The sequence below is a fragment of the Paraburkholderia lacunae genome, from assembly GCF_003353175.1.
GTDB classification, from domain to species: Bacteria; Pseudomonadota; Gammaproteobacteria; order Burkholderiales; family Burkholderiaceae; genus Paraburkholderia; species Paraburkholderia lacunae.
The window spans coordinates 32,678-52,090 of the sequence record NZ_QHKS01000010.1; the positions used below are offsets into that span (position 1 = coordinate 32,678).

Genomic DNA, 19,413 nt, shown 5'->3' on the forward strand with positions numbered 1-19,413 from the left:
CACTTTGTGGTCTCCGTGATTACTTGCCGCGAAGGCGGTGCCATTCAGCGGACATGAGCTGGTCGAAGCGATCCAGATCAGCAGACGAAAGCCCGCCCTCCAGCTGTCGCCTGAAGCCATGTCGCTCGGTTTTTGTCTTCAGAGCCGCACAGATCGATGCGGCGCGTTCGACGAAGATGGGGATGACCGCCGCCCACAATGCCGCTTCACGGATGAGCGCGAGGTGGTCGGGGAATGTGTTGATGAGGGACGCGATAAACTGCGGCACGAGTTCCGGATTGCGGTCGGCCATCCACTGAAGTGCGGACCTGCCGCACGCGAGTTGCTGGTTCACATCGCAGGACAGTCCAACCTGCTCGCGATGCGGATTGCAGCATGACATTCCGGGGCGAAACTTCATGCTTGCCGGCGACCCAACCTGCTAACAGCCTGTACTGTGCGCAGAAGGCGATCAAGCAGCCGCTGATGGTGACGCGCAGCGAGTGCAATCGCGTCGGCTTCCTGATCGGTGATCCGGCCGTCTGCGATGGCCGTGCGCACTTCACCTGCTACAACACCCGATTGCCGCGCTACCTCCAACGCACCAAGAGCAATGGCGTCGACGCTGTCGGGCGCATCCTGCTCGCTCGCCTCGGTCGCGCGCAAACCGAAGCGTTCGTTAAGCGCGTGGATCGCGTCGAAGCGCTGCGGCTGACGCTTTTCTTCCATCCATTCGATCAGCAGCTCGAACATTTCCATTGAAAGTCGGTTTTCGCCTTCGCCGCGCAAACGCAGGCGCAACGTTTCCGTGCCGATGCTCTTGCCGCGACGATGGGTCAGAAATGTCGCCGCATCTGCTACGCCCCCAGGCGTACCGCGTACCGATGTATAAAGCGCGTCAAGCCAATCCGTGCCGCTATATCTGCAGGTCATTTGAATCCCCGGTGTCTTTGTAGATACGGTTTTTCATGGTGTTTACCGTTGTCAGGCGCTCGTACTATGCGAACCTGATGCGCGAGCGCTGTCGGCCGGTGTCGGCTGTCCTGGTCGACTGGCGAAATAGTCGTGGAGAGCCTGAACCGTTGAGACGCGGGGATCGCCGACTCGACCGAGCGCCACCTTAGTGAGCGTGTCGTATGGAATCCCGGTGGCCGACGAAATCGCCCGCCATTTGCCCTTGGCTTCCTGCAGAGAGCGAACTACGGTCGCCAGCCATGACACCTGTCCTTGCTCCATTGCCTGCTCCGAGGTTTGGTCAGGCCCGATCTTAAGTCTTTTATGGCTATTTTTCAACCACGAGAAATGTGCGCCATGCGACACAAGTGTCTAGCCAGATTTGGCAATATAGACCATATGAAAAAGACCCCTATCCTTACCGTCCTGGCCACGAACCTTCGTCAGGCGATGGCGAGGCACCCGACGCTGGACACGCAGATGCGCCTCGGACAGAGATCTGGCATCTCCCAACGAACTGTCGGCCGAATGCTGAACGGTGAAGTGAATCCACAATTGGGGCACGTCGAAGCGGTCGCGGATGCGCTTGGAGTTACCGTTACCGAACTGCTAACCGACTATTCGTCGGGGGCTCCGGAACTTCGCTACGACCGCCAGAAATTCGCAAAACTATCGCCGGAAGATCGAGCGAAAATCGAGTCCTTCATTGAATTCACGTTTGTGTCGCAGGATAAGGGCTCGTCGAGCGACGCGCCGTTTAAATATTCCGAGGTAATTAAAGCCAGCCCAGCACAAGAAGAGATGGTTAAGCGCGTTGCTCAACGAGACCTATCAAACAAAACGTTGAGCATCGATGAAGACCAAACCAAACCCCATGGTGGAAGGCGCGGACGTCGCTGATTTCACTAGCTACAGAAACAAAAAACTCGCTACTGAGCGTTACGTTCCCGGCAACGAATCAGCTGCGCGCGAGAGAGCACGGCTGGCAAGAACCGAGGCTATTGCTCAATTTGATGCGCAAAGCTCGCCAGCTATCGCATTCGCAGCCGTTCTTTTATCGGAAGACGGCACCATCACACTAGCAGCTAGCGGCATAGAACCCGAGTTCGCGCCGGCGATTAGCGCAGGCCTGCTTCGCCTCAGGAAGCGCATCAATTCGCACGGCGACGGCCACCGCCCGCCTCCACGACGTCTCGGCGGTTTTGCGAGGCTCATCCCCCTATTTTCACTGGCTTGCATGGCGGCAACATATGTCAACACCGTGGCGTGGGTTGATGCCGCGCTGTCTCTCGCTGCCCAAGTCGGCGTTTCATACGCCCTGACCCGCTGGCGAACCCCCAGGTAGGCATCGACGACTTAGCCAAGCATGCGGCCACTGCCGCATGCTGATCTCCACATCGAAAAATAGTCATTTGTGACTTGACTTGATAAGCCACAAAAGACTATCTTTCGTCCTGACGTATTTGCGTCGGAACAGGAGATCACATGAATTCGTTACCTGATGCTGCGGGAGAGGGGCGCCGCGCCTGGCTGCGCGAAATGCAAGGGCCATGCCCACGGCAAAGTGACTTTGAAAAGTCGTTTGCGTGGCGCCTGGCATTTGCCACCGCAGCCATCGTTATCACGATCAACGTCCTCGCACCGCCGCCAGCGGCACCCGAGAAACCGGTCCACGCGACGGTGTAGGTGACGCGATGACAGTCCGAATCCCCGTCAGCGACGACGACATAGCCAGGGAATTCCGTCTCCGTCACTTACGTGGTTCGGCTGTCGATGCCGTCACCAATCCCGCCCTGCGGATCTGCCTCGCCAACTGCGCCGAGCTGCGCAAAAAACAGAAACGAACAGACCAACCCACGTCGGACGGCAAGCGTCTTGCCGCTGGCGATACGGAGTAACGCCAAATGCAAAGACCAAAGTTCAAGGCTCCGACAGAGCCTATCCGCAGAGACACAATCGGCCTGCGCTCGATCGTTCACTACGATCCTATGGCGCCCCGCGCAACGACGCCGATCATGGTCGGCAAGTATGTCGTCGCACGTCGGCCGCTCGCCGACAGCGTTCATACGCTCTACATGATTCTGGACGGCAGCACTGTCGTCAGTACGTCGATCTCCTATCCAAACGAAGACGACTGCGCATCGGCCGTCAGCATGCACCGTCGCAAAGCCGCTGAATCGCTCGCCGCGAAGACCATCGGCAAGGCGAAAAAACGCAAGCCACTCGCGCTGCGCGTGAAGGAGGCAGCGTGAAGCCTCTTACCAAGTTCAAGCGGCCGACGACCTACAAGGAGATCGTCCAGCACGCGTGCGACCAGCATGCCCGCCATCTCGCCGATCTCAAGCGAGCGGAGAGACATATTCGTGCCATCGAGCGGGATCTTTCACTACTGGACGAATCAGGTATCGGATTTGACGTTGGCGGCTATTCGATGCGGCTGCAAGACGTCAGCCGCCCGGACAGCGTCAATCGACGGGCCAAGTGGGCACTGCACATCTCTGTCGGCATCTGGAGCATTAACGAAGACAGGCTGATAGCTGGCTTCATCGCTCTCGGCTGGATCGTCGAGTCGGGTGAGGCAACGGCGCACGGCGGATCGGTTGTGCTTCGTCAGGCCAAAACCCAAATCCGCGTTCACATTTACGGCCGCCCCGAATATCTGCGCAGCATCCTGCCAAAGGAGGACGCGCCGGACGCCACGTTCGCAGACGTCGGTGGCATCCCTTCCACGCAGGAGGCTAGCCATGGCTAAGACCAGCCCTCTCGTTCTCGACGCGATGATCGTCACCGGCAACACGAAATCGGCGGTCAAAGCTGCGGGCGGTGGATCCTCCGACCTTTGGACCGTACCGCCCGACCAGATCCACTTCGATCCCCGCGACAACGTTCGCCCGCTGGATCCGGAACGCGTTCGCCACCTCGCCCAGCTGATGAAGGCTAACGGCTACGACCGCAAGAAACCGCTCGGCTGCTTCGTCCGCAAGGTCGGCGGCGAAGACAGGATTTTCGTGTACGAAGGCCAGCACCGCTACCACGCAGCGCTGCTCGCCATTAAGGAAGGCATGCCGGCCGACAAGATGATCGACCGCCTGCCGATCGTTATCGACGAAGCCAAGTCGGTCAATCGCGTCAATCTGATTTACGCCGGCATCAATAACAACGACGGCGAGAAGCTGACGCCTCTGCAACTGGCTGAGAAAGTCATTGAACTGCAGGAGCTCGGCGAGCCCAATGGCGTAATCTGTGCGCGCCTCCACGTTACCGACCAGACGATCCGCGATGTCCTGCTGCTCGCGAACGCTCCGGCAGCGCTCCACAAACTTGTTCGTGACAAGGTCGTGTCGTCGACGCTCGCCATCGACGAGATACGCACGCACGGCGGAGAAAAGGCGTTGGAGCGCCTGCAGAACGCCGCGCAACAGGCGAAGCTTGGCGGCAAAGCCAAGGTCACGAAGAAGGTGCTCGCCAAGGCCGCCGGCGGCAAGATCACCGACACGCAGGCAAAGCAACTTTTGCAGGCGCTGCAGTCGGTCCTGCACGACCCGGTGTTCGGCAAGCTCTCGCCGGGCACGATCGCGGCTGTGCACGCCGCGCTAACCCCCCATGCGGATCTGCTCGATGCCGTTTCAACGAGGCGCCACAAGCATCCAATCCACACGCCGAACGCGAACGGCGTTTTTGTGAAGTGCGAGACGATCAAATCCCCGGTGAGTAAGCGCACTGGTCTGCCACCGGTTGAGATTCACCTTGCTCACCCCGACGAGACAACGTGGATCTACTCGACGTCGACACGATTTGGCAACGCAATGAGTTCCGGTCTGCCGTCCATGGGTAAATTCATCGAGACATACAAGACGCGCATGCAGGCGATTCGCGCAGCAGTCGGCGAGCTCACGACCTTCATAAATCGCGCAGATATCACCAAGACCAAAGAGGCACCGATTGCCCGCGCGTTCCTCGACAGGCTCTGGACTATGCCTGATCCCGACTGGACAGAAGACATGGCAACGGAGGCAATCAAATGACGATTCGCCCGGCCACTTCTACCCCACGTCCGCTGCCGCGTAAGCGGGAACCAGCGGAAAAACGCCCACGGCTTTCCCTTGCTGGCGGCGTCCCGGCGGGCGCATCGCACCACGACGTCAACAGCAGCGGGCTCGCGCCCGCCAAAGCGATCCAGATGAACGAAGGCCAGTCGGATTCCCGACTGGCCACCCTCGCGCGGATCACCGCCCTTCGCCTCGAGATCCGCCAGCTGGTCGAGGGCATCGCCCTTGGCGCCGACATCGAGCTGCTCGACCTCATGCGCGACGAGGTAGGCAGCTATAGCCGGCACAAAGCTGCGCAGGAGGCACGCACGTGGGCCGAGCAAGCGCGCCTGTCCATCGAAACCGGTTTAATGCAGCTCGACCGCGCGATGCGGCCGACGTCCTAGTAAAGAGCCGACATAGGGTGTCAAATGAATACTGTTTTTCTTCTGATGGCGCAGTTCGGCGCACGTGCGGTCATTCCGATTGACGAGGTGTGCCGCTCGTACTTCCCGCACCTTGAAGTGGACAAGCTGCTTCGCAAGATCACTTATGGAGAAATCAAGCTGCCCCTTGTCCGGATCGAATCATCGCAAAAGAGCGCGAAGGGCGTATACGTGCAGGACCTGGCCAACTACATCGACGAGCGCCGCGCGGCGGCTAGGAAGGAATGCGATCAGCTCTCGGGCATCGCGTAATCCGGCGATGGCGCGATCACGTCCAGCCACTTCCAGTTTTCGTACTTGTCCCCCACCTTACGCACGTGCGTATAGCGCTTCAACGTATTCCAGCTGCGGTGGCCGCTCACGGCCGCCACCCGCTGGATCGTCCATCCCATTTCTGACAGTCGACTCGCGCCCTCGTGCCGCAGGTCATTCAGATGCAGATCGTCGATCCCAAGTAGCTGCACTGCGTTCGTGAACGCGGTGCTCGCCGTGAGAGCGCGGTAGGGAAAGATGCGATCGTCCACTCGCGGCTGCGCCTTGACGATCCGTAATGCCTCCGGCGTCAGATCTACCCAGGTGTCATTTCCCACCTTCGTGTTTGGGTGCTTCAGGTCGCGGACCATGACCCGACATCCGTCTTCATCCAGGTCGTCCCAGCGAAGCCGGCAGATCTCGCTGATTCGGCGCAGCGAAAAAATCGTGAAGGTCGCCAGTACCTGCATTGGAATACTGTCGGGCGTGCCTTCCCGCACCTTGCCGAACTCGGCCATCAAGCGATCCATCTCGTCCAGCGTTGGGCGACGTTCACGATGCTTTGATCGGCCAACTAGCCCCATTCGCGTCAGCGCGATGCGCGCGTCCGCGACAACCGACGCATCCACCGGATAGCCCCAGGCCGGCCGCGCGAGTGTGATCACGCTCGACAGGTGCGCGAGATAGTGCCCGCGCGTCGACGGCGCGACGTCCACCGTGCGCATGTATCCAACGATGTCCGCACTTTCAAGCTGCGCCGCCTTGATGTCGCCCAGCGTCGAGCCCGATATCTGATTGAGGATCATTTTCTTGGTGCGGTCCAGCGGCTTGCCCAGTTCCGCGATGTACTGCTTGATCATTTCCTTGACTGACGGGTTCTCCTGCAGCGCCGCTTTCAGGCCGTCAGCGTGAGACAGCGCTGCCTCGCGCTGCTTGATCCAGATCTGCGCGGCCTGCCGGCGCTCGAACGTCTTGGTTTCCTGGTGCAGCACCTTGCCGCCCTTGCGCACGCGGACTTGTGCCTTGTACGAGGTGCTGCCATCCTTGTTCTCTCTCGGCGTAATTGTGCCCACTCGTGCCTCCTGCTCTGTGTTGTGGTGCCACGGAAAAATGGCACCCATTTTGGAGCCTTGGCACCTCAAAAACAAGGGGAAACGCGGGAAAACCCGAGCAAACAAAAGACGCATCCATCGGCCGCAATCGCCCGCCAGGCGGGACAATCCGCGTCAGACAAAGCCTACGTGGTGTAGCGCACCGGCAACGCCGTCGAATACTTGATCTGCTCCATCGCGAAACTCGAGCTCACGTCGTACAGCGGCACGGCGGCGATCAACTGCTTGTAGATGCGATCGTAGTCGTCGATATCGGACACCACGACGCGCAGCAGGTAATCGGTTTCGCCGCTCATCCGGTATACCTCGACCACTTCCGGAATCTCCCGCACCGCACGCGTGAAAGTCTGCGCCCAGGCCTCGGTGTGCTGGTTGGTCCGCACCGCGACAAAAACGGTCGTGCCCACACCGAGCTTGCGCGCATCGCAAAGCGCCACCTGCGCGCGAATCACGCCCGCCTCTTTCAGACGTTGCAGCCGCTTCCAGCAAGGCGTTTGCGACAGGTTCACGCGCTGCGCCAGCTCGGCAATCGGCATGGTTGCGTCTTCCTGCAACAGCTCAAGCAGCTTCCGATCGATGATATCCATTCCCATCAATCCACCCCCATAGGAAATTATTCTACTTTTACGGATTCGAGGGAAATTATATGGAAACTCTTTCTCCAGGCAAACCGGTATAAATATGGCTATCCAAAAATATTGAGGAGGCAGCCGCCGGCTGCACCGCCATCATGAACCAAGGCCTCCGTCCGACATCCTTCGACCGCCCCTCATCCAGCCACGCGCAGTTAGCCGAGCTCAATGACGCGCCCTTGCCAGGCGGGCAACGAAGCGCGCCGCTCGCGCGCCTGTGCGACGGGCTCGACGCCATGTTCGAAGCCTGCGCCAACTTTCCCGTGCCGTCGGACTCCGCTTTTTTCGCCCGCGCCATGCGCGTAGCGCTCAAGCAAGCCGCGGCGGATCCCGCGCTGCTCACGCCCGCGCAACGCGAAGGGTCAGCTGAAACCTACCGGCGTCATCTGCTGGCCGCCGATCCGCATGGCCGCTACGCCATTGCCGCCCTGATCTGGCTGCCGCAGCAGGCGAGCCCCGTGCATGCGCATCACACGTGGTGCGGCTACGCGGTGCTGGACGGCACGCTGAGCGAAACGGTATTCGAATGGAACGGCGCGCGGCACTGCGCGAGCGCCACGCGCACGCAAGCGCGCAGGAGCGGCGCGGTGTCGTTTGTGCGCGGCGGCCGCGGCGGCATTCATCGGCTGGGCAATTGCAGCAATGAGCCCGCCGTTTCTCTGCATATCTACGGCGTCTCGGGCGCGCAGATCACCACGCATGTCAACGACGTGGTGCGCGCCACCGACACAACCGACGCCCAGGCGTTCGCCTAGGCGCACTCACATATGGCGATGAACGTGGCGATGCGAGCCGAAGCCTTCGCCGTCCCGCCTCGCCCGTCATTCAATCAGCTCTTGCCGCCTGCTTCGCCCGCGGTGGGAATTTGCGGTGGGATCGGCGCGGTCTGTCCCGTCGTCGGCGGCGCGGGACGCGGTTCGTGCGACACATCGCGCGCCACCGCGGCGGAGCCATGAGCGGCCCGCACCGGTGAGGCCATTTCGGCCTGCGCCTGCGCATGGCCATGCGCGTGGAACTCAGGGAACTCGTCGTCCGGCAGGGGTTGCCCTTCGCTATCCTTCGACGACGTATACACGCGCATCTGCGGCACCGGAATCTCGATACCGGCTTCATCCATCTTGCGTTTGAGCCGCAGATTGAAGGCCCGCGCCACGCTCCATTGCTGCAACGGCCGCGTCTTGATCTGTCCTTTCACGACCATCCAGTTCGGATCGAAACGGTCCAGCCCCCACACCTCGACCGGCCCGAGCATTTCGCGCCGGTAGCGGAAGTCGGCCATCAGCTCGGCGCCGACTTCACGGATCAACTGCGTGATCTGATCGACGTCGGTCGAGAACGCCATGCGGACTTCGAATACCGCATACGCAAAATCACGCGACAGGTTCTTCACGATCTTGATCTGCGAAAACGGGATCGCGTGTATCGCGCCCTGCCCGTCGCGCAGCCGCACGGTGCGGATCGACAGATGTTCGACGGTGCCCGCGTGGCCTCCGTCGACGTCGATCCAGTCGCCGACCGAAATCGTGTCTTCGATGATGATGAAAAGGCCCGTGATCAGATCGGTCACGAGCGACTGCGCGCCGAAACCGATCGCCAGACCGATCACGCCCGCGCCCGCCAGAAGCGGCGTCACGTTGATGCCCAGGTTCGCCGCGGTGACGATCCCGGCGATCGTCATGATGGATACCAGCAACACGTTGCGCAGCAGCGGCAGCATGGTGCGCGCGCGCATGCTCGGATTGCGCGACTTGTTGCGCGGGCTGCCCGGGTTGAGCGCTTCGGTAATCGCCGTGTCGACCAGAATCCACAACAGCCACGCGATGAACACGGTCGCGATGATCGCCGTCGCAGCATGGGCAATACCGCGCGCGGCAACGTTCTCCTCGATCACTGCCGCGAGTGACAAACCCCACAAGCGCGCCGCCAGTTCAAAGAAGAACAGCCAGATGAAGAGCGTCAGCAGCGTGCCGAAAAAGCGCAGCAGGCGCGTCAAATACGGCGAGCGGCGCCGCGCGCGAGCGCTGCGCGGGCGCGTCATGCGCAGCACGATGGCCGACAGGAAAAACGCCAGCACCAGCAACAGCGCCGTCACCACCGAAATCTGCAGCACGCTTTCGCTGCTTGCCGAGCCGCCGAGCGTAGCCACGACCGAGGCCGTCGCGAGCACCAGCACCGGCACGTGCCAAAGCGACGCGAGCACGTCGAACGCGTCGGTCGCGGCCTTGTGATCGTTGCGCTGCTGATAGTGCCGGTTGCGGATCAGATGCGCGACCGGGCGGCGGAACGCCAGCGCGAAATACGCAGTCAGCACGGCGGCCGTCATGTTGGCTGCGGTCGAAATCAGGCCAGCCAGGTTCGATCCGAGTTGATGCGCGACGTCGTAATTCACGGCCGCGTCGCCGAGCGCACCGCACACGCCGACCACGAACAGCAAACGCCGCGCGTGATCGATCAGGAGACGCACCGCGATCCGCCGGTGCCCCGAGCCGAACAGCGAAAACATAATCAGACAGATCGCCGAAAACACCGCCCCCGCGACAATCGCATAGGCAACCACCATGCCGAGGGTCCGGCCGAGCGCATCGGGCATCGCGCGCGTGAACAGCAGCGCCGCGAGAAACGCAATGATCCACGGCCCGACGCGGCGCCAGGCGAAAATCAGCAACTCGCGCGTGGTGGGATTCGGATTGAGCCCGATGACAATGCCGAGGCGCCGGTACAAGCGGTGCTGCAGATAGATCAGCGCGCCGGCGCAGCCCCCCCAGCCGGCCAGCATCGCGATCATCGAGAACACGATACTGCCGAGGCTCTCATGCCCCTGGCTCGAAACGATCGTATAAAGCTCGTTGCCGGCCGCAGTAAGGCGTCCGCCCCAATAGCGCACGGGCGTGCGGCCCTGATGCACATTGGCTTCGAACGACGCGATGCCCGAGGCGATCGCGCCCAGCAAGCCGGCACTCGGCTGCGCGGGCGCCGGCGGCACGACGTTCTGCGAAACGTCACGCAGCTTCTTGAGTTGCGCGACCAGCGCGGTACGCTGCCGGTCGTTGTCGAGCGTGGCGATCACGCTGTCGAGCGAGCGCGCCAGTTCCGCCTGGCTGGCGGGCGACGGCGCGGAGGCCGCCTCTGCCGCCGAAGCGCCGGAGGCCGCGGCGGGCGCCACCGTTGCGCTGTTGATCAGGCTCTGCAATGCCGGAATGACCGGCGTGCTGCCGGCGGCGGCCTGGGCATTCGCGGGCAGCCATCCCAGGCACAGGATCAGCGCGAGGCAAACCATCGCCGACCACGCGCCGGGCCACGCGGCGACGTGCGCGCGAACGCGACGGCGAGCGCCGCACAGGCTATGTTCAGAAGGAAAATGAAAGGCGGCGCGAGTCGCCGGCTGCCCGCCGTTGAACGGCGCAGCCCCGGACTCACGCCGCAACAGGCGTGACTGCATGGCAATCCGTAAGAAAACGGGAGACGCCAGTGTAGCCGCAGTTGCACCGCGAGCGACCGAACATGCGTAACCGAATGTTAGGACGCTTGCGCATGTCCGGAATGTGAGGCCGGGCTGGCGCTCACATCCGTGGAGCGCCGGCAGTCACGCGCGTGCGGTGCGCAGGCCGCGTGACAGCGCCCAACTTATGGCAACGGCGACGCTCAATAAGCCACCGTCGCGATCTGACGGACGAAACGGCCCTGCTCCAGTTCATCGACGAACGCGATCGCGTAGTCTTCCGCGGAGATGCGGCTGTTGCCTTCGGCGTCGGCCAGCAGCGTGTTCGCGCCGGTGCGGAATTTGCCGGTGCGCTCGCCCGGCGCGATCAGCGCGGCAGGTGCAAAGAAAGTCCAGTCGAGGTCGGTCACGGTACGGTAGTAGTTGAACGCGTCGCGGTGCGCAAGCGCGACCGCCTTGTAGGCGTCGGGGAAACCTTCCGTATCCACCAGCTGCTTGCCCGGCGCCACTTCGAGCGAACCCGCGCCGCCCACCACCACGAGGCGCTTCAGGCCAGCGGCACGCACGCCTTCGACGAGCGCGTGGGTTGCTTTCGTGAGCGCAGCCACATCGCCGTGCGGCGGCGCGTAGGCGCTTGCCACCACGTCGTGGCCGCGCACCGCGGCGCCGACACTGGCGGCGTCGAGCAGATCCGCCCTGGCGGCTTGCAGATTCGCCACGCCGGCGGGCACGCGCTCCGGATTGCGCGCCAGCGCCGTCACCTGATGGCCGCGCCGCGCGGCTTCCTCAGCGATCCGCGAACCAATCATGCCGGTGGCGCCAAACAATGCGATTTTCAACTGTTTGCTCATTTCGATGCTCCTGTCATTAGCTTATATGTAACCACATCGATTACATATTATGCGGAAAAAAGAGGGGCCACGGCCCCGTGCGTTATCAGACGCGTGTGTCCTGACTACTCGACACGCGCCCTCTCATACAACTACTTTGTCGCGTCACCCATGTGGGCGCCGCTTGCGTTCGCGCGCCCGTTCGGCACGGACTAGGTCGGCGGTGGCATCGGCGAGCGTGCGTGCGCCAAGCGATGCCTCCATGGCCTGCTGTGCTTCGTCGATGATATCGCGCAGCACAACCTGAATATTACGCCCGACCATGCACGCCGGATTCGGCTCCTCGCGATGCAGCGCGAACAATTGCGCGTCGTCCACCGCACGGTACACCTCGCGCAAGGTGATGTCTTCCGGCGCCCGGGCGAGCAGCGCACCGCCGCCCGCGCCGAGCTGCGAAGTGGTGAGACCCGCTTCGGCCAGCATGGTCAACAGCCGCCGGATCAGCGCGGGATTCGTATTCACGCTGCCCGCAATCATCTCAGACGATAGCGGCACGCCTTCCTGCATCGACAGCAGCGCGAGCACGTGCACCGCAAACGCAAACCGGCTACTCGTATTCACAGCAAACCTGCCCGGCGACGACAATATGTAACCATAGTAATTACATTTAATCCGCCTGTCAAATCATGGCCAGACGCTCGAACGTGCTTGTCCCCGCGCATCACTTGTCCATCTGCTTCTGTGCATCGCTGGAATCGCTCGAGGCCGACGAGGACGCCGAAGCGCCGGCCGACCCCGCATTCTGCGCCGACCATTGTTGCAGCTTGCGCCCTGCCGTCTCCAGTCCCTGACCGGTCAGCGCGGCAGCCTTGCCGAGCTGCGCATTGGCCGCGCTCGCCGCGCCCTGCAGATTGGCGTGCGCGCTCGAAGCGAGCGACGCCGGATCGATCGTGATCGACGGCGCGGAAGCCGCCGAGTCGAGGTTTTGCTGAGCGGCGGCTTTGCTCGCGTCGACCTGCTGGCCGACGTAGCTGGCCGCCTGGTCGAGCTTCTGGCCAGCCGCTTGCGCGACGTCGTTGAGCTTGCCGGCAACCTGTCCTGCCGTCGCATCATTCTTCTGACAAGCCGCGAGGCCGCCCAACACGACAACGGCAAACGCGGCACGGCGCAACAACGGCGAACGAATAGATGAAGTCATGTCTGGATGTGAGCCGCGCCAGGCGGCTTCTGCTTGCAAAGAAGCGCCAATGATACGCCGTTGTGCCGTTCGGTCTCGTCGGCGAGCATTGGGAATGCCTGTATGGGAACCTCGCGGCGCCGGCTTGCGCTATCCGGCAGGCGCATTGCACGAGCTATCGAATGAACCGCCGCAGGAAGCGTCGCTGTTCTGTCAAACGCGTTGGGGTAGACTGCCAGAGCGTTCAGTCCGCGTTCAATGAGCGTTCGATGTGTTCCGTTGATCAATTGGAGGCATGCGATGGCAGCAAAGAAGATTCTGTTCCTGACCGGCGACTTCGCCGAGGATTACGAAACGATGGTGCCGTTTCAGGCACTGCAGGCAGTCGGCCATGTGGTCGACGCCGTGTGCCCGAACAAGAAGGCGGGCGATCGCGTCAAGACCGCGATCCATGATTTTGAAGGCGACCAGACCTACACCGAAAAGCCGGGTCATCAATTCACGCTCAACGCATCCTTCGACGACGCCGATGCCCGCCAGTACGACGCGTTGGCGATCGCCGGCGGCCGCGCGCCGGAGTATTTGCGGCTCAACCATAAGGTGATCGAACTCGTGCGGCAATTCGCCGAAGCGGGCAAGCCGATCGCGGCGATCTGTCACGCCGCGCAACTGCTGGCCGCCGCCGACGTGATCCGCGGCAAGCGTATTTCCGCCTATCCGGCCTGCGCGCCCGAGGTGAAGCTGGCGGGCGGCGATTACGCCGACATTCCGGTCGATGCCGCGATCACCGACGCCAACTTCGTCACCGCGCCCGCATGGCCCGCTCATCCCGAGTGGTTGCGCCAATTCCTCGTGCTGCTCGGCACGCGCATCGAACTCTGATCCTGCGGCGGGCGCCTTGTCCTCGCGACAACGCGCGCTCGCCCATCTACTGAATACTGCTGACTGACTACCGCGAATTAATTGCCGCGAATTAACTACCGCGTACTGACGCCATGCGCCGCATTGGCGGTATGCGCAGCAGCCCCGCTGCTCAGGTCGCGGCCATCGCGGCCGCCGTGCATGTCCCTCGCATCGCGAACCTCATGAAGACCGCCCGCTTCAGGCGTGGCATGCGTCGTCTGGGCAGCCAGACGCGCCGCGCGCGCTTCGGCTTCGGGCAACGACAGATAAAAGGTCGTCCCCTCAGCCTCTCTGGACTCCGCCCACACGCGCCCGCCGTGCCGCTCCACCATGCGCCGCACCAGTGCGAGACCGATCCCCTCGCCCGCCGCCACATTTCCGTGCAACCGTTGAAACGCATTGAAAAGCCGCGGCAACGCGACGGCCGGAATGCCCAGACCGTTGTCCCGCACGTAAAAAATCCGTAGCGAGTGCACGCCCGGCGGCGCCGGCGTGGTGCCGATTTCGATGCAGCCTTCACGCGACGGATCCAGATAATTGACCGCATTGCCGATCAGATTCGCGAATACCTGCTCGAGCGCGGTCGGGTCGCCCCACACCGCCGGCAACTCATCGACGATGACGCGCGCGCGGCGCGCCCGGATCGACGCCTGCATCGCGTCGATCACGCGGGGCACGATGTCGCGCACCTCGACCTTCTGCTGCCGGTACTCGACACGGCCGACGCGCGACAGCCGCAACAGCGCGTCGATGATGTGCGACGCGCGCAGCACGGCCGTCTGCAGGTAGTGCAGCGCTTCGCCGATATCCTCGTCGACCACCCGTTCGATGCGCTGCCGGGTCTCGGCCGTGAGCGACGACTGGCGCACCGCCACGCGCAGTTCGTCGCAGGCGCGTGTCAGTTCTTTCGAAAAGCCTTGCAGATTCACCAGCGGCGCACGCAGATCGTGCGACACGCTGTAAATGAACATCTCGTTTTCCTGGGTCTGCTGCCGCAAGGTCTCGTTGATGCGCGCGAGTTCGCGGGCGCGGCCCGCGAGATCGGACTGGAAGCGCGCCTGGATGCGCTCGGCTTCGAGCAGGCGCCGGCTGGTTTCGTGCAAAGTCAGATCGAGCCGGGCGATCTCGTCGCGGCCCGGGCCGAGCGGCGCCAGCGGCTCGTTTCCGGCGAGGCGCCCGGCGTTGTCGGACAGCAGCGCGAGACGGCCGCGCACGCCGCGCGTAAATAGCCAGACCGCGAGCGCGACAAACAGCAAGGAGCCGAACACAGCGGCGACCACCAGCATCTGTTGCCGTTCGCGCGCGGCATCGGCGGCATTCGAGCGCAGCGTGTCGAGGCGCCGCTCTTCGGCCTGAAACGCCACCACCTGCTGACGGAACCGATCGAGCACGTCGCTCGCCGCCAGATCGTGGAACCGCTCGACGACATCGCGCCGCCGCCCCGAGCGCAGCAGGTCCTGCATGCGGTCCGACCACTGGCGATAGGCCTGCACGGTCTGGCGCACCTGAACCACGCGCTCGACTTGCGCCGGATTGTCGGCGACCAGCTCGGCCAACTGATCGATGCGCCGGTCGACGTCCATCCACAGCGAGACAGGCGTGGCAAAGCGGGCGTCGTTGGCGAGCACCGCGCCACGCAGGCGCACCGATTCGCTGAGCACGGGTTCGAGAACCGCGGTGGTCTGGCGCAGCACGTCTTCGCCATGAACGGCCCATTGCTCGGCTTGCGCCGCATCCGCCTGAGCCTTGACCAGTCCGGACAGCAGCGCCAGCTCGAGCAGGGCCGGAATCGCGATCAGCAGCAGGCCTTTGGTAGTCAGTCTCATGCGCGCGCATTGGAGTTCGGTGGCCCGGCAGCGGATGCGCGGGGACGGCACATTATGTCGGCGTTTTAACGCGAAGACAAAGACGGCGCGCGGCGGGACGACAATGCGCCGCTTGATGGAAGATACCGTGCGCCGGAAATGCGCATTGGGTGTCAGGCTTTTGAATTAAAACGTCAATCAAATCGAATAAATTGCCCAAATCCGGATCGTGCGGACGCCCGAGCGCGAGAGCATCGGCTGATTATCGATATCTCCCCGACGCACTACGAGCACACCATCGATGTAGCGGGCATCGCGCCGATGATAGACTTGCGCGCCGGAGCGGCCTGGTTGCGTGTGCATCGACTGCTGCGAGGTCTGCGCCAAGCCAACTGCGGACCGCAGCGAACCACTGCGGGCTAACGGCAGTCCGACCTCGCCTCGCCTGATACCGCTTCACCCCAGCTGGCCGCGCACGCGCCGGCCGGCGCGCTCAACCCGCTCCAACAACCATTCGACACTGCTGCCAGGTCTTATCGATATGTATCTGTCCATTCTCGCAGTCGGCATCGGCGGCGCGCTCGGCTCACTCTTCCGCTGGTTCCTCGGCATCCGTCTGAACGGCCTGTTTGCCGGTTTGCCACTCGGCACCTTCGCCGCCAACGTGATTGCCGGCTACATCATCGGCGTGGCCGTCGCGGGATTCGCGCGGGCGCCGCAAATCGCGCCTGAATGGCGGCTGTTCGTCATTACCGGATTGATGGGCGGCCTGTCGACCTTCTCGACCTTTTCCGCGGAAGTCGTGCAGCGCTTGCAGGACGGCCGACTCGGCTGGGCGGCTGGCGAGATCGTCATTCACGTGGGGGCGTCGCTGGTGATGACCGTGCTCGGCATCGCGACCGTCGCGTTGCTGGCGCGCTGAAAGCCCGGATGTGCCGGATATACCGGATATCCTGCCCGCTATCGAAGTATCGAAGTACGTAATGGAACACAACATAGTTGGTACCAAAATGACCGGCTGAGCCCGTAGCCTTCGCTCATCGTGTTCCTTGCCGAAACTCAGAATGTTGGATTCAGCAGCACATCATCGGTCGCCGGACCACTGAAAAATCACATAAAGCTTGCGTCAAGCCCGAGGGACGCCCCAAGGCGCGATTCTTTAATTAGCTCCGCATGCGATTATTTGTTGCGGTGCCGCAAGGGATGCCACTGCTTGAGCACCGTCAGCTGACGCTCACCAAACCAGTTTTCTAGGCAAAATCTAGTGTCGCACCGTTTTTTTGCGCCATGCTTGAAAGCGTTGCTTGTGCTCCTCTGAGAGTGGAGCGAGTCCCGTTACCTGTAGAGCCCGACTCGAAAGCATGACTCGCTGCGTAACATCAGCGCCTGCACCGTTGGTGCTCAACCACAAGGTTGTAGACTCCACGACGTGCTCGGGCGAAAGCCAGTCACCGGTCAGGTGTTTCGCCAGCAGGTGCGACGAAACAAGATAGGCAAGTAGTTCGGCGCGCGCCCGGAGGTCTAGGTTGAGTGGATTGTTCACGCTTCAACACAATCAGTGGTCGAGGTCTGGGCTCGCCGTCACGCAGCCAGCCGGTGCTCGTAGAAAGGCCGGTCCCTGTCATCAAGTATCGCGTACAAGGCCGCCAGGTCCGATGCATCCGGGTTTAACCATGCATCGACGTTTTCCGGCTTGATAGGGATGATGCATCGGTCATGCCTCAGCCGGTGGCTCATCCGTTATCGCCGCAAATGACAGCAAGTCTGGTTCACCGGGTGCCGACCAGCGCGACCAGAGACAGGCGACCAGCATGTCATGGGGCGGGTTCGGATTGAACTGGAGGACGACATTTTCGTCCTTTTCACCCGGAGCAAGCTCGCGGCCCTCCATCTTTGCGCGGCTGACGTTTTCAAAAAAAAGCGCGTTGACGACAAGGATGCCGTGCGAGTGACCGAAGAGCGGCTTCCAGAAACCCTCGAGTGTTGACGCCGACACAGTATCGACCCACATGCCGACGGCGGACTGACCACTGTTTCCAGGTAGAAAAACGTTTCAGCAGCAACGATTCGCGGCTTTCTCTGGCGGTTCAGCCGAATGTCGGCATCCGGGTCAGACGGGCGTCGGCGGCAACACGCGCGCGCGAAATCGACGGCGGCATCCCCCCCCTCTCCGACCTGACAACGGCATATGGGGAAGCCACCTGACGCACAGACCATCAGAGCCTCAGCAACTCTGCTTTCATCCAGTCGTGGACTGCCCGGCTCAATTCCTGTTGTGAGGTGTCTCGGGGTGAAAATGCGGGACCGACGACCACCCGGATGTGCCCCACCCCGTCAGGCCATCCCTTCGCGGGCCAAACTTTTCCGGCGTTGTGGACGACAGGGACGACCGGAGCGCCGGTCGCGCATGCCAGACGAATGCCACCCGACGTCAGTCTCAATGGTGCCCCGTGCGGCACGCGGGTGCCTTCCGGGAATATGACTACGACGTCGCCCTTTGCCAGCCGCTCGGCACACTCCTGTGTCACTGCCAGATGGGCCTGGCGCGGCGAACCACGATTCAGGCTGACCATGTCGAGGCCACGCAGCACCCATCCGAAGAACGGAATACGCAGAAGGTCTTCCTTGAACACAAAGCTGATGCGTCGTGGAAACAGTGCAAGGAATGCCAGCGTCTCCCACGTGGATTCATGACGGCACAAGATTATTGATGGCCCTGCTGGAAGCCGCTCGAGCCCCTCCACAGAGCATGTGACGCCGGGTAGCCAGCGCATCGCGGCAACCATCGCACGACACCACTGGGCCGCAAGCCAGTAGCGACCGGACCTTCCGACGAAAGGGAATAGCATCAGTATCCCTATCGAGTAGAACGTCCCGCTGCCGAGCAGGCAGACAATGAACAGCCATTTGATGAACGTAGAGCGCATGGTGAGCCGAATGAAATTGGGATGGCGGCGGAAGGCTTTCGCCGCTACCGACAGAGGCTGCGCGGTAAGCGATACGTTGGCGCGTTGGCGTCGCTGCAGTAGCCCGGTGCAGCAGGAAGTGACGAAGCGGCTTAGCCCCGGCAACTGAGCGGCATCGATTCCGCGAGCACCTAAGCAGCCCGTTCGCTAGTTCCACCGGCAGCCAATTTCACGCCCGCTCTACGGCTTCGTCGAACGAAGGTTGCGCTAGGTATTCAAGCGAACGAGTCGCCGTGTTGAAATGCTAGTGACGTTCGCCCTGTGTGGACCTCATGCGAACGATACGTTCTCAACAACGAACGCTGAGAATGGAGGAGACATCACCTTCTTCGAAATACATGCGGTCAAGCGATAGCGCTATCCCGAACATTGAAGCTTGTCGCCGGCCCATGGCTCCCCAGAATTCAACCTGCCCGCGCTGGCCGACAACAATGACTTCGGCGGCACCGCCTTCCAGATAGCTTTTAACCCTTCGGTCTATGTCCTGCGTTCTGTCGCTATCGAGAAGCACCTCAACACAAAGGTCGGGTACGAACGGCACGGGGTAGTCGCGGTCGAAACCTTCCCACTTGTCGCATGGCATCCACACGACGTCCGGGACCCGGATGCCAAAAGAGGGAGTGGCGACGGGTACCGACATGACAGCAAGATGGCCAATCTGCTCGGTCACATGACAGAAAATATCAGTGAGCACTATCTGGCGCCTCGCCGACGGGAGCGAATTCATCACCACCTTACCGCACTCGTCCAACTCGTACGGTTCCCGCTGACCAAATTCCGCCCTCGCAGTCAGGCGACGCCATACCGCCAGCAATCCGTTGCGGTCCAGGAGAGTAGGCACGTCCATGAGCTTCTCGCAGGGAAGGTGCTTAAGCGTATACCCTCTCGCC

22 protein-coding genes and 1 pseudogene are annotated in these 19,413 nt (G+C 62.2%); 11 read left to right on the forward strand and 12 right to left on the reverse strand.

What is annotated here, in order from left to right; all coding sequences use genetic code 11:
- Positions 1–19: 19 nt before the first annotated feature.
- Both DLM46_RS16635 and DLM46_RS16640 read right to left on the reverse strand, forming a co-directional pair.
- On the reverse strand, positions 20–400 hold the full coding sequence (locus DLM46_RS16635) for a hypothetical protein (RefSeq protein ID WP_165847995.1): 381 nt from the start codon (positions 398–400) through the stop codon (positions 20–22).
- The gene (locus DLM46_RS16640; protein WP_115101853.1) at positions 397–912 is read right to left on the reverse strand and encodes a phage regulatory CII family protein; all 516 of its coding nucleotides are present in this window, start codon (positions 910–912) and stop codon (positions 397–399) included. The genes DLM46_RS16635 and DLM46_RS16640 overlap by 4 nt, the downstream gene beginning before the upstream one ends.
- A gap of 420 nt (positions 913–1,332) precedes the next feature.
- On the opposite strand from DLM46_RS16640, the gene DLM46_RS16650 reads away from it, so the two are divergent.
- From DLM46_RS16650 to DLM46_RS16680, 8 genes are all read left to right on the forward strand, one after another.
- Positions 1,333–1,833 carry a helix-turn-helix domain-containing protein gene (locus tag DLM46_RS16650; protein WP_115102041.1) on the forward strand — a complete coding sequence of 167 codons (501 nt, stop codon included), beginning with the start codon at positions 1,333–1,335 and terminating at the stop codon, positions 1,831–1,833.
- A complete protein-coding gene (locus tag DLM46_RS16655; protein WP_133300349.1) occupies positions 1,787–2,278 on the forward strand; it encodes a hypothetical protein in 492 nt (163 codons plus the stop codon). Before DLM46_RS16650 ends, DLM46_RS16655 begins: the two co-directional genes overlap by 47 nt.
- 349 nt (positions 2,279–2,627) lie before the next feature.
- Complete coding sequence (locus DLM46_RS39080; protein ID WP_133300350.1) at positions 2,628–2,831, forward strand: hypothetical protein; 204 nt, start codon at positions 2,628–2,630, stop codon at positions 2,829–2,831.
- Between the two features lie 90 nt (positions 2,832–2,921).
- A complete protein-coding gene (locus DLM46_RS16660) occupies positions 2,922–3,185 on the forward strand; it encodes a beta-hexosaminidase (RefSeq protein WP_341868591.1) in 264 nt (87 codons plus the stop codon).
- Complete coding sequence (locus DLM46_RS16665) at positions 3,182–3,685, forward strand: ACP synthase (protein ID WP_244306249.1); 504 nt, start codon at positions 3,182–3,184, stop codon at positions 3,683–3,685. Before DLM46_RS16660 ends, DLM46_RS16665 begins: the two co-directional genes overlap by 4 nt.
- The gene (locus DLM46_RS16670) at positions 3,678–4,958 is read left to right on the forward strand and encodes a ParB/RepB/Spo0J family partition protein (protein ID WP_115101856.1); all 1,281 of its coding nucleotides are present in this window, start codon (positions 3,678–3,680) and stop codon (positions 4,956–4,958) included. The genes DLM46_RS16665 and DLM46_RS16670 overlap by 8 nt, the downstream gene beginning before the upstream one ends.
- On the forward strand, positions 4,955–5,368 hold the full coding sequence (locus DLM46_RS16675) for a hypothetical protein (protein WP_115101857.1): 414 nt from the start codon (positions 4,955–4,957) through the stop codon (positions 5,366–5,368). The genes DLM46_RS16670 and DLM46_RS16675 overlap by 4 nt, the downstream gene beginning before the upstream one ends.
- Positions 5,369–5,392: 24 nt before the next feature.
- A complete protein-coding gene (locus tag DLM46_RS16680) occupies positions 5,393–5,659 on the forward strand; it encodes a pyocin activator PrtN family protein (protein ID WP_115101858.1) in 267 nt (88 codons plus the stop codon).
- On the opposite strand, the gene DLM46_RS16685 is transcribed toward DLM46_RS16680, so the two are convergent.
- Together DLM46_RS16685 and DLM46_RS16690 are read right to left on the reverse strand one after the other, a co-directional pair.
- Positions 5,638–6,846, reverse strand: a complete 1,209-nt coding sequence (locus DLM46_RS16685) for a site-specific integrase (RefSeq protein WP_208866287.1) — start codon at positions 6,844–6,846, stop codon at positions 5,638–5,640. The two genes, DLM46_RS16680 and DLM46_RS16685, sit on opposite strands and share 22 nt — an antisense overlap.
- Positions 6,847–6,896: 50 nt before the next feature.
- Complete coding sequence (locus DLM46_RS16690; RefSeq protein WP_115101859.1) at positions 6,897–7,364, reverse strand: Lrp/AsnC family transcriptional regulator; 468 nt, start codon at positions 7,362–7,364, stop codon at positions 6,897–6,899.
- Positions 7,365–7,639: 275 nt separating this feature from the next.
- On the opposite strand from DLM46_RS16690, the gene DLM46_RS16695 reads away from it, so the two are divergent.
- A complete protein-coding gene (locus tag DLM46_RS16695; RefSeq protein ID WP_425273994.1) occupies positions 7,640–8,158 on the forward strand; it encodes a cysteine dioxygenase family protein in 519 nt (172 codons plus the stop codon).
- Positions 8,159–8,232: 74 nt separating this feature from the next.
- Here DLM46_RS16695 and DLM46_RS16700 read toward each other — a convergent pair whose 3' ends face one another.
- The 4 genes from DLM46_RS16700 to DLM46_RS16715 all read right to left on the reverse strand — a co-directional run bounded on the left by DLM46_RS16700 (position 8,233) and on the right by DLM46_RS16715 (position 12,870).
- On the reverse strand, positions 8,233–10,842 hold the full coding sequence (locus tag DLM46_RS16700) for a mechanosensitive ion channel domain-containing protein (protein ID WP_115101861.1): 2,610 nt from the start codon (positions 10,840–10,842) through the stop codon (positions 8,233–8,235).
- Positions 10,843–11,045: 203 nt separating this feature from the next.
- Positions 11,046–11,693 (reverse strand): NAD(P)-dependent oxidoreductase, encoded by a 648-nt coding sequence (locus DLM46_RS16705; RefSeq protein WP_115101862.1) that lies wholly within the window; start codon positions 11,691–11,693, stop codon positions 11,046–11,048.
- Positions 11,694–11,837: 144 nt separating this feature from the next.
- Positions 11,838–12,293: an Rrf2 family transcriptional regulator gene (locus tag DLM46_RS16710; RefSeq protein WP_115101863.1), complete on the reverse strand. Its 456-nt coding sequence runs from the start codon at positions 12,291–12,293 to the stop codon at positions 11,838–11,840.
- Between the two features lie 100 nt (positions 12,294–12,393).
- Positions 12,394–12,870, reverse strand: coding sequence for a BCAL1086 family glycoprotein (locus DLM46_RS16715; protein ID WP_208866288.1), 477 nt, complete (start codon positions 12,868–12,870; stop codon positions 12,394–12,396).
- 279 nt (positions 12,871–13,149) lie between these two features.
- Here DLM46_RS16715 and DLM46_RS16720 point away from each other — a divergent pair, with 279 nt between their 5' ends.
- Entirely contained in the window at positions 13,150–13,731 is a 582-nt protein-coding gene (locus tag DLM46_RS16720; RefSeq protein WP_115101864.1) for a DJ-1/PfpI family protein, read from the forward strand.
- Between the two features lie 95 nt (positions 13,732–13,826).
- Here the strand turns inward: DLM46_RS16720 and DLM46_RS16725 are convergent, their stop codons facing one another.
- Positions 13,827–15,578 (reverse strand): sensor histidine kinase, encoded by a 1,752-nt coding sequence (locus DLM46_RS16725; RefSeq protein WP_115101865.1) that lies wholly within the window; start codon positions 15,576–15,578, stop codon positions 13,827–13,829.
- Positions 15,579–16,098: 520 nt separating this feature from the next.
- Here DLM46_RS16725 and crcB point away from each other — a divergent pair.
- Positions 16,099–16,479 (forward strand): fluoride efflux transporter CrcB, encoded by a 381-nt coding sequence (gene crcB / locus DLM46_RS16735; protein ID WP_115101867.1) that lies wholly within the window; start codon positions 16,099–16,101, stop codon positions 16,477–16,479.
- A 659-nt stretch (positions 16,480–17,138) separates the two neighbouring features.
- Here the strand turns inward: crcB and DLM46_RS16740 are convergent.
- From DLM46_RS16740 to DLM46_RS16750, 3 genes and pseudogenes are all read right to left on the reverse strand, one after another.
- Positions 17,139–17,541, reverse strand: a pseudogene (locus tag DLM46_RS16740) (SOS response-associated peptidase family protein); the annotation flags it as partial.
- A gap of 232 nt (positions 17,542–17,773) precedes the next feature.
- Positions 17,774–18,484: a lysophospholipid acyltransferase family protein gene (locus DLM46_RS16745; protein ID WP_115101868.1), complete on the reverse strand. Its 711-nt coding sequence runs from the start codon at positions 18,482–18,484 to the stop codon at positions 17,774–17,776.
- Positions 18,485–18,812: 328 nt separating this feature from the next.
- Positions 18,813–19,370 carry a Uma2 family endonuclease gene (locus DLM46_RS16750; protein WP_244306256.1) on the reverse strand — a complete coding sequence of 186 codons (558 nt, stop codon included), beginning with the start codon at positions 19,368–19,370 and terminating at the stop codon, positions 18,813–18,815.
- Positions 19,371–19,413: the final 43 nt, after the last annotated feature.